The organism is Stenotrophomonas sp. YJH_SMC_57 (assembly GCF_059369755.1).
Genome location: NZ_JCAFSZ010000022.1, coordinates 20291 through 28785, shown reverse-complemented (window position 1 = coordinate 28785; position 8495 = coordinate 20291). Strand labels below are relative to the sequence as shown.

8 protein-coding genes are annotated in these 8495 nt (G+C 69.1%); 1 reads left to right on the top strand and 7 read right to left on the bottom strand.

Annotation, left to right across the window (positions count from 1 at the left end; translation table 11 throughout):
* Positions 1-255: 255 nt before the first annotated feature.
* The 7 genes from pepQ to rph form a co-directional block, all read right to left on the bottom strand.
* Entirely contained in the window at positions 256-1587 is a 1332-nt protein-coding gene (gene pepQ / locus AC5P7U_RS20400) for a Xaa-Pro dipeptidase (RefSeq protein ID WP_006467004.1), read from the bottom strand.
* 75 nt (positions 1588-1662) lie between these two features.
* On the bottom strand, positions 1663-2037 hold the full coding sequence (locus AC5P7U_RS20395) for a PilZ domain-containing protein (RefSeq protein WP_197565100.1): 375 nt from the start codon (positions 2035-2037) through the stop codon (positions 1663-1665).
* The gene (locus tag AC5P7U_RS20390) at positions 2034-4316 is read right to left on the bottom strand and encodes a DUF1631 family protein (protein WP_197565099.1); all 2283 of its coding nucleotides are present in this window, start codon (positions 4314-4316) and stop codon (positions 2034-2036) included. The genes AC5P7U_RS20395 and AC5P7U_RS20390 overlap by 4 nt, the downstream gene beginning before the upstream one ends.
* A 199-nt stretch (positions 4317-4515) precedes the next feature.
* Positions 4516-5742: a radical SAM family heme chaperone HemW gene (gene hemW / locus AC5P7U_RS20385; RefSeq protein ID WP_308308857.1), complete on the bottom strand. Its 1227-nt coding sequence runs from the start codon at positions 5740-5742 to the stop codon at positions 4516-4518.
* Positions 5743-5799: 57 nt separating this feature from the next.
* Positions 5800-6396, bottom strand: coding sequence for an RdgB/HAM1 family non-canonical purine NTP pyrophosphatase (gene rdgB / locus AC5P7U_RS20380; protein WP_006466722.1), 597 nt, complete (start codon positions 6394-6396; stop codon positions 5800-5802).
* On the bottom strand, positions 6393-6782 hold the full coding sequence (locus tag AC5P7U_RS20375) for a VOC family protein (RefSeq protein WP_006466720.1): 390 nt from the start codon (positions 6780-6782) through the stop codon (positions 6393-6395). Before AC5P7U_RS20375 ends, rdgB begins: the two co-directional genes overlap by 4 nt.
* Entirely contained in the window at positions 6779-7504 is a 726-nt protein-coding gene (rph, locus tag AC5P7U_RS20370; RefSeq protein ID WP_049426699.1) for a ribonuclease PH, read from the bottom strand. Before rph ends, AC5P7U_RS20375 begins: the two co-directional genes overlap by 4 nt.
* A gap of 124 nt (positions 7505-7628) precedes the next feature.
* Here rph and AC5P7U_RS20365 point away from each other — a divergent pair, with 124 nt between their 5' ends.
* A complete protein-coding gene (locus AC5P7U_RS20365; protein ID WP_040007165.1) occupies positions 7629-8489 on the top strand; it encodes a YicC/YloC family endoribonuclease in 861 nt (286 codons plus the stop codon).
* Positions 8490-8495: the final 6 nt, after the last annotated feature.

Sequence of the window (8495 nt, the reverse complement as noted above, 5' to 3'; positions counted from 1 at the left end):
GGCCCGAGCGACTCGGCCAGCTCCACGGCTTGGTGCTTGAACTCATCGGTGTAGCTACGACGGGTGATACGGGACATAAGGGACCTCCAAGTGCGATCAAAGTATCGCTTCTTGGCGTCCGCTGACGGGGGGCCAGATCAGTCCGCGGCATGGATGCCGCGGCCAAGCCCCCATGGATGGGTTCACGGCGTCCCCCGCGAACCCACCCCGCGCCGCCAAGCGCGGCTCTCGATTCAGCGCCCAACCACGAGGGGCTCAGCCGTTGGCCGCAGCAAACTCCGGCCGCGTCAGGTTGTCCGCCTCGCCCTCGGTGCACAGCACTTCGTCCTCGATGCGGATGCCGCCATACGGACGGAAGAAGTCCACGCGATCCCAGTTGATCGCATCGCCATGGCCTGCGTCCTTCACTTCGTTCAACAGCATGTCGATGAAGTACAGGCCCGGTTCGATGGTCACCACCATGCCCGGCTCCAGCACGCGGGTCAGGCGCAGGTAGGGATGCCCCGCCGGGCGCTCGACGCGGCCGCCTTCGTCGCTGGCCGCGAAACCGGCCACGTCGTGTACCTGCAGGCCGATCAGGTGGCCGATGCCGTGCGGGAAGAACGCGGCACTGACGCCGGTTTCCACGGCGGTCTGCGGCGATACCTTGATGACGTCGAAGTCCTTCAGCACGCCCATCAGCGAGAGATGCGCGTCCACGTGCAGCTGCTTGTAGTCGAAGCCGGCGCGCACCGCCGCACACATCTGCTGCTGGGCGGCATCGACGGCGTCGATCATCGCGGCGAACTCGTCGTGGCCGTGCGCGGCGTAGGTGCGGGTGATGTCGCTGGCGTAGCCCTGCGCGCTGGCGCCGGCATCGATCAGGAAGCTGCGCAGCGGCTGCGGCACCTTGCGGCCCAGCTCGGTGTAATGCAGCACGGCGGCATGTTCGTTCAAGGCCACGATGTTGCCGTAGGGCAGCTCGTTGGCATCCTGGCCGACGGCCTGGCAGTACGCCATGTGGATGCTGAATTCGTCGGCGCCATTGCGGAACGCGGCCTCGGCGGCACGATGGCCACGCACGCCCAGCACCTGCGCCTGGCGCATCAGCACGATTTCATACGGCGTCTTGCAGGCGCGGTGCCATTCCAGGTAGTTCACCACCGGCGCCGGGTTGTTCGGCGCGAATGCACCCAGCGCGCTCTGCGGCTCGCCGAGGATCGCGCAGCGCGACGGGTCGGCCGGCAGCAGCGCCAGCGCTTCTTCGGGCGTGCGGATGATGTGGATGTCGAAGTGGTCCACCCACCAGCCGCTCGGTGCATCCGGCACCACATGCCAGTAATCGAAGGGCTGGTGGAAGATCACCGCCGGGCGCTTGCCGGGCGTGAACACGATCCAGCTGTTCGGCACGCGGGTCAGCGGCAGCCAGGCCTTGAACTGCGGATTCACCGCATACGGGTAGTCGCGATCGTCGAACACCTGGTAGTGCAGGGTGCCGCTGGGCACTACCAGGTGATCGAAGCCGCCGCGGGCCAGCGCCTGTTCGGCACGTCGGCACAGCACGGCCAGGTGGTCGGAATACAGGGCGCCGGGGTCTTGCTGGATCATTGCGGTGGCTCGACACGGAAAACGGCCCTAGATTCTGCCGCATACCGCGAAAAATCGCTGTGCCGGAACCGGCACTCAGGCCGTCGAAACCGGTCCCTCGTCGCTGTCTTCGCCCACCCATTGGCGCAGCAGCTGCCGATGTTCGCGTGACAGGGTGAGGAAGCGGAAGCCGGTCCAGTTCTGGCCCGGCACGTGCGCCGGTTCACTCCACAGCAGGTGCACGCCCACGTCGATGGCTTGCTGGTGGCCATCTGCCATCGGCAGCGGGAATCGCAGCTGGTACAGCGCATCCTCGCGCAACGGCACGCTGGCCAGCATCAGCATGCCGGTTTCAGAGACGTTGCCGAGGCGGCCCACTACGCTGTCGCGCATCTGGTCGGTGACCGGCACCAGGTCCGAGACCTGGCGGCGCGGTGCTCGACGGGTGTCCTGTGGCGGCTGGGTGTTCATGCAGGGGTTTTCCGGGTGTGGCCAGCGGCCAGCGCACGCAGCGCATCGAGGCTGGCCTGCCAGGCACGATCGACCAGGCGGCCCTTGTCTTCGGTGACCAGCTGCGCGCGGCCGGCGCTGAGCTGGCGGGCGAGGGTATCCAGGTCGGTATCGGCGATCTTCTGTCCGCGTGGATTGACCATCAGCGCGTGGCCGGTCAGCAGGCTGTACCACGACAGGCGCTGGCGGCGCAGCGTGCCATCGCCGGTGTCGACGTCGAACCAGCTGCCGAACGGCAGGGTGGACAGCTGCTGGTAGGCGGCTTCTTCGGCACTGCTGCGTGGCTCGGCGTGCGCGCCTGCGCTGGACGTGCCGGCATGCTCGCCCAGTCGCGCGCGCGCTTTCAGGCGTGCGCTGAGTTCGGTACGCGAGGTGCTTTCGTCCTCGCCGCCGGGAGTGGCCAGGCGGCGCGCGACGGCGGCGGCCTCCTCGGCGTGGTAGCCGACCTGCACCAGCGCCGCTTCCACTTCGGTGGCCAGCGTGGTGTCGGTGCCACCGGCAGCATCCGCGGTCTGTGCGGTCACCGCCGCGATGCGCTGGGTCTGCTGCAGGCGTTCCTGCCACTGCGGTGAATCGTCGCCATGGCGCAGGCGGGTCAATGTCAGGGCGTCGGCCCACGCCTGGCGCAGCAGGGTCTGCACGAAGCGCGGCGGCGCCTGCGTATCGCAGCACTGGTCGATCTGTGCACTGGCCTGGCGTCGTGCCAGGTCCAGGCGTTCCTTGCCGCGCGCGGCCTCGACGTGGCGGCGCTCGGCCAGCTCGGCGCGATGGGCGGCCGCGCGCTGGTGCTGCTGCACGTCCTCATTGGCGGCCGCGAAGGCCTCGGGCGTGCGCGCATCCTGGCCGAGCAGCCCCTGCACGCTCTGCGCCATGCGCTGCAGCAGCTGGGGGTCGACGTCATCATCGCCGAGCCAATGGGCACCGGCTTCGGCGATCTGGTTGAGCAGTTCGCGGGCGGGGTGCTCGTCACGCACGAAGAAGCCAGGGTCGGCCATGGCCGCGCGCGCCAGCGGCACCTGCAGGCGCGCCAGCAGCGCGGCCGGTACCGGGTCGGGACGTTGCTGCTGCTGTACCTGCTGCATCAGCAGGCGCAGCAGGTCGAGATTGTCGCGGTCGTGGCTGCCCAGCTGGGCCTGCGCGCCGTGTTCGCTGCGCAGCTGGGCGACCACCGCGGTCTGCAGGTCGGCAAGGCCGGTGGCGGCGCTGGACTGGGCCTGCAGGCGCGCGAGCACCGCATCCACGGCGGCGCTGGGTACCGCAGCGGACTGCGTGGGCGCGGTGCTGGCGTGCCTGGCCTGCTGCAGCAGGTCGTGCAGCGCGCTGCCGGTGGCGGTGGTCAGCCCAGGCACGACGGTGTCGCGGCCACCGGCGTCGCTGACCGCCTCCTGCACCAGGTTCGACCACGAGCCCGACGGTGCCGATCCGTTCCAGCCGGTCAGCGGCGCTGCGGGGGCGCGCTTGGCCGGCTGCGTCGCGCGGCCACCGCCGACGGAGTGGGTGATGATGCGTCGCGTGCTCGACGAACGCGCCAGGTAGGGCGTGTAGACCAGGCCGGGCAGAACGCCGTGCTGGGCCAGCAGCGCATTGGCGCGGTCGAGCACATCGCCCAGCCGTTCCAGCACCTGGCGCTCGAAGCTGCGATACAGCGCCAGCTGTACGTCGGCGCCGAGGGCGTCCTGCTCCGCGAGCCGGCGCACCATCGCGCACAATGCCTGCGGCGCCAGCGGCAGCGCGTCGGCCTCGAATGCCGGCGCCGCCGCCAGCACGCCCAGCCGTTGCCCGAGCAGGTTCAGGGTATTGGTCGAGCGCAGGGTTTCGCGCCGGATCATCTCGGTCAGCAGCAGGTCGCGGTCGACGTCATGCTCGGCCACCAGCGACAGCCCCAGCACGCCGGGCAGCGGCGGCGGGGTGGCCCCGGCGGTGGCTGCAGTCGCAGGCTCGCGCAGGCGTGCCAGGGCCTCGGCAACGGCATCCAGCATCCGGTCGGGGAAGTGACCGGCAAAGGCATGCAGTTGTCCGCGCTGGGCCATCAGTTCGGCCTGCTGCAGCGGATTGCGCGCGCGATCGGCGTCGTGCAGCAGGGTCTGTTCCAGCGCTTCGACGGTCAGGATCAGCGGCGCGGCCAGGGTCTGCCGGCACAGGCCGATCAACGCGCCCAGCAGTTCGCGCACCCGCGGCGGCAGGTCGGCCGCGGCCAGGCGGGCCTTGTCGGCAGGGGTGGGGGAAAAAACAGCTGACATCGGCGAGCGGTACCCGGATTCCCGCGGATCGATCTGGTGAATCTACCGTGTCGGCCGATGTCGGCGCTACTTTAGGGTGAATGTGAAATGCATCTGCCGGGCATGGCCCCGATGCGCGGTAGTGCCGGCCGCTGGCCGGCAACGCGATCCGCACCGGATTGCCGGCCAGCGGCCGGCACTATCCGTTACGGCGGAGGCCTTACTCGTCCAGGAACAGGCTCACCACATCGTTGTTGAAGCGGCGGCCCAGCTCGGTTGGCTGCACGTGGCCGTCCGCCATGTGCAGCCAGCCGCGCTGCACGGCGTCGGCCAGCGGTGCGTCCAGCACGCTGCGCGGCAGGCCGGTGCGCGATTCAAAATCGCGCAGGCTGAAACCTTCGTGCAGGCGCAGCAGGTTCAGCATGTACTCGAACGGCAGCCGCCCGGGGGCGATGACATCGTCGCCGCCGAACGAGGCGGGGGTGCCTGCGCTGTCGAGGTAGGCCTGCGGATGTTTCAGTTTCCAGCGTCGCAGCACGTGCTGCTCGGCCCCGGAACTGATCTTGCCGTGCGCGCCGGCGCCGATGCCCAGGTAGTCGCCGAAGCGCCAGTAGTTCAGGTTGTGCGCACTCTGCCGGCCAGGGCGCGCATAGGCGCTGACCTCGTACTGGCCAAAGCCGGCCTGTGCCAGCAGGGCCTGGCAGTGTTCCTGCATGTCCCAGGCGTTGTCCTCATCGGGAATGCCCTGCGGCGGCCGTGCGAAGAACACCGTGTTCGGTTCCAGGGTCAGCTGGTAGTGCGAGATGTGCGCCGGCTGCAGTGCGAAGGCGCGCTCCAGATCGGCCTCGGCGCCGGCCAGGGTCTGTTCCGGCAGCGCGTACATCAGGTCGATGTTGAAATTGTCGTAGCCCGCGTCCTGCGCCATCTTCACCGCGCGCTCGGCCTCGCCACTGTCGTGGATGCGGCCCAGACGCTTGAGCATCGCGTCGTCAAAACTCTGGATGCCGAAGCTGAGGCGATTCACGCCGGCCGCGCGATAGCGGTCGAAACGGCCGTGTTCGGCGGTGCCCGGGTTGGTTTCCAGGGTGATCTCGGCATTGGGCGCGAAGCGCAGGCGCGCGCTGGCCTGCTGCAGGAAGCGGTCGATTGCTTCCGGCGGGAACAGGCTGGGCGTACCGCCACCGAAGAACACGCTGTGCACCACCCGTCCCCAGACCAGCGGCAGGTCCTGGTCCAGGTCGCGCAGCAGCGCGTCGATGTAGGCATCGAACGGCAGCTCGCCCTTGGCCTGGTGCGAATTGAAGTCGCAGTAGGGGCATTTGCGCACGCACCACGGCAGGTGCACGTACAGCGACAACGGCGGCGGCACCAGGCGCGGCGGAGTGTCGTGGTCGCCCGGGCAGGTTTCGCCGGGCAGGTGGTTGCAGTGGTCGTGGGCGTGCGGCATGGGCTTCATCGGTAGTGCCGGCCACTGGCCGGCTTCCCTTGGGTAATCAGGAACGCATCAATACAGCGTGGCCAGCTGCTGCTTGAGCTGCTGCAGGGCGAGGGCGCGATGGCTGATGGCGTTCTTCAGGGCCGTTTCCATCTCCGCAGCGGTCAGGCCGTGGGTGGTATCCAGGAACACCGGGTTGTAGCCGAAGCCGTTGCTGCCGCGCGGTTCGCGGGTGATCTGTCCTTCCCAGCGCCCTTCGCAGATCAGTGGCTGAGGGTCGGTGGCATGGCGCAGCAGGACGATCACCGCATAGAAGCGGGCGCTGCGCTGGCCGTCGGGCACTTCGGCCATCGCGTCCAGCAGCTTGGCGTTGTTGGCCGCGGCATTGGTCGGCTGGCCGGCATAGCGCGCGCTGTACAGGCCCGGTGCACCGCCGAGGGCATCGACGATCAGGCCCGAATCATCGGCCAGCGCCGGCAGGCCGGTCGCTTCGCAGGCCGCGCGCGCCTTCAGCAGCGCGTTCTCGACGAAGGTCAGGCCGGTCTCTTCCACGTCGCCCAGGCCCAGCTCGGCGGCCGAGGTGATCTGCAACGGCAGGTCGGCGAGGATCTCCTGCATCTCCACCAGCTTGCCGGCGTTGTGGCTGGCCAGTACCAGTTTCTTCATTGGCGGGGCTCCAGCAGGTCCCAGGTGTTGCCATACAGATCGCGGAACACCGCGACCGTCGCATAGGATTCTTCGCGCGGTGCTTCCAGGAATTCGACCCCGGCGGCCAGCATCGCCGCGTGGTCGCGGTGGAAGTCGTCGGTGTTGAGGAAGAAGGCGACCCGGCCACCGGTCTGGTTGCCGATGCGGCTGCGCTGTTCCTCGTTGCTGGCGCGGGCCAACAGCAGGGCGGCGGCGCTGCCGTCGGTCGGGCCGACCACCACCCAGCGCTTTTGGCCCTGGTCGATGTCTTCCAGCAGCGAGAAGCCGAGCTTGCCGGTGTACCAGGCGATGGCTTCGTCGTAGTCGGCCACCACCAGGGTGGCCAGGGCGATACGACGGTTCATGCCGACAGCGCCGCCTGCTGCGCGGCCAGCAGCTCGGCCACGCCCTTCTCGGCCAGGCCCAGCAGCGCGTCCAGTTCATCGCGGCGGAAGGCATGGCCTTCGGCGGTGCCCTGCAGTTCGATGAAACCGCCACCGTCGTTCATCACCACGTTCATGTCGGTGTCGCAGTCGCTGTCTTCGGCGTAGTCCAGGTCCAGCACCGGGGTGCCGCGGTACACGCCCACCGACACGGCCGCGACCGCGCCCAGGATCGGGTTGCGCTTGATGTCGCCGCGCTTCATCAGCACGTTCACTGCATCGACCAGGGCCACGTAGGCGCCGGTGATGGCGGCGGTGCGGGTGCCGCCGTCGGCCTGCAGCACGTCGCAGTCGAGGGTGATGGTGCGCTCGCCCAGCGCGTTGCGGTCCACGCAGGCACGCAGGCTGCGGCCGATCAGGCGCTGGATCTCCAGCGTGCGGCCGCCCTGCTTGCCACGCGCCGCTTCGCGGTCGCTGCGGGTGTGGGTGGCGCGCGGCAGCATGCCGTATTCGGCGGTCACCCAGCCTTCGCCCTTGCCACGCAGGAAGCCCGGCACGCGGTTTTCCACGCTGGCGGTGCACAGCACGCGGGTTTCACCGAAGCACACCAGCACCGACCCCTCGGCATGGCGGGTGAAGCCGCGTTGGATGACGACCGGGCGGAGCTGGTCGGGCTGGCGGCCGCTGGGGCGGGAATCGGACATGGTGCAGGTTCCGTAATGGCGTGGGGGTACGCCGCCATGCCCGCGGCCTTCACGGGGCGGGCAAGGGGGCTCAGGTGAGGGCGCTAGGGTACCATTCCCCCTTTGCACGCACCGGACACATTCCATGATTCGAAGCATGACCGCCTATGCCGGCGGCGAGCGGGTCACCCCGTGGGGCACGCTGGGCTGCGAGCTGCGCTCGGTCAACCACCGCTTCCTCGAGGTCGGCACCCGCCTGCCCGAGGAACTGCGGGCGCTGGAGCCGCAGCTGCGTGAACGCATTGCGGCGCGCCTGAGCCGCGGCAAGCTGGATCTGGTGATGCGCCTGCGCGCGCCGGAAGCGGCGGGCAGCCTGCAGGTCAATGAGGTGCTGCTGGGGCAGCTGGGCCAGCTGGCCCACCGGCTGACCTCCGATTTCCCGAATCTGCAGGTCAGCTTCACGGAACTGCTGCAGCTGCCGGGCGTGACCCAGGGCGAAGCCACTGACGCGGCAGCGTTGCAGGCCGAGGCGCTGTCGCTGCTGGACCAGGTGCTGGACGGCTTCGTTGCCGCCCGTGAGCGCGAAGGCGACAAGCTGTCTACGGCGATTGCCGAGCGCGTGGATGGCATCGAGCGCATCGCCGCCGAAGTGCGCACCTTGATTCCGGCCATTCGCGACGGCCAGCGCGCCAAGCTGGCCGCACGCCTGGCCGATCTGCCGCACCCGGTCGATCCCGGCCGCGCCGAGCAGGAACTGGTGCTGTGGCTGCAGAAGCTGGACGTGGATGAGGAACTGGACCGCCTGGGCAGCCACATCGTCGAGATCCGCCGCGTGCTCAAGCAGCGCGAGCCGGTCGGCCGCCGCCTGGACTTCCTGCTGCAGGAGTTCAACCGCGAAGCCAATACGCTGGGCTCGAAGTCGGTGGACAGCCGTACGTCCAATGCCGCGGTGGAGTTGAAGGTGCTGATCGACCAGATCCGCGAGCAGGTGCAGAACATCGAGTGAGATGGC